Raw genomic sequence first — 911 nt, 5'->3', positions numbered from 1 at the left:
AGGGGCGCGCCCGGCGGTCCCGCCGCGTCTCGATCAGGTGGGCCAGATTCAGGCGGTCGGGCACCGGCTCCTCCACGATGGGGGCGAGTGCCGCGCGCAGGGCCTCTCGCTGCGCGGCGTACACAGTCACCCGCTGAGCGGCGTCGGGATGGGTGGCCAAATATTCCTCCACCTCCGCCCGGCGGCCGGCGTCCAGCGCACGGTCGACGTAGGCCTGCAAGTCCTCCTCGGTGATGGGGCGACCCGCGTTCATTTCACTCTCCTGAAAAGCGATCCGCCAAAAACGGGGCGGTGGATGGTGGCGCCTACACTGGCATTCGGCGCGGCGGCCGCCCCGTCCATCTTCTGTGACAGCTTCTCCCGCGCCCGGGCCAGGCGGGACATGACGGTGCCGATGGGGATGTCCAGCACCCGTGCCGCCTCGGCGTAGGTCAGGTCTTCCACCGCCACCAGCAGCAGCACGCTGCGCTGCTCCTCCGGCAGGGTGTCCAGGGCGCGCATCACGTCGGCGTGGTGCAGGGCATCCTCCTGCGTGGCCGGCCGGGCGATCATGGGCTCAATCGTCCCGTCGTCCAGGGCCACATGGCCGCCGCGCCGCTTGTTCTGGCGCATCTGGCTGACGGCCAGGTTGTGCAGGATGGTGAACAGCCAGGTCCGCGCGTCACCGTCCGCCCGGCGCTGGTGCCAGCGGGTTATGGCCCGTTCCAGGCAGTCCTGCACCAGGTCGTCGGCAGCCGCGTGATCCTTCACCAACGCCCGGGCATAGCGCCGCAGCGGGGGGATCAGCGGTTCGATCAGCAGCATCATGTCCTTCATGACCGCATCCCCTTCCAGGCCCGGGTCCCGCCGTCAGCGGCGGGCGCGCCAGGCCGCCATGCTCTGGAACACGCCATCCCGAAAAGAAGGCAGCA

At 70.0% G+C, this 911-nt stretch carries 2 protein-coding genes; both read right to left on the bottom strand.

The genetic code is table 11. The features are described from left to right. On the bottom strand, window positions 1-253 hold a 253-nt coding region (locus I55_RS10630; RefSeq protein WP_044560523.1), incomplete at its 3' end, for a hypothetical protein. After that, the gene (locus tag I55_RS10625) at window positions 250-816 is read right to left on the bottom strand and encodes an RNA polymerase sigma factor (protein WP_044560522.1); all 567 of its coding nucleotides are present in this window, start codon (window positions 814-816) and stop codon (window positions 250-252) included. The genes I55_RS10625 and I55_RS10630, both read right to left, overlap by 4 nt. Between the last annotated feature and the right edge of the window lie 95 nt (window positions 817-911).

Origin of the sequence: Azospirillum sp. B4, assembly GCF_000333275.1 — a bacterium.
GTDB lineage: Bacteria > Pseudomonadota > Alphaproteobacteria > Azospirillales > Azospirillaceae > Nitrospirillum.
This window is presented reverse-complemented; position numbering and strand designations above follow the sequence as displayed.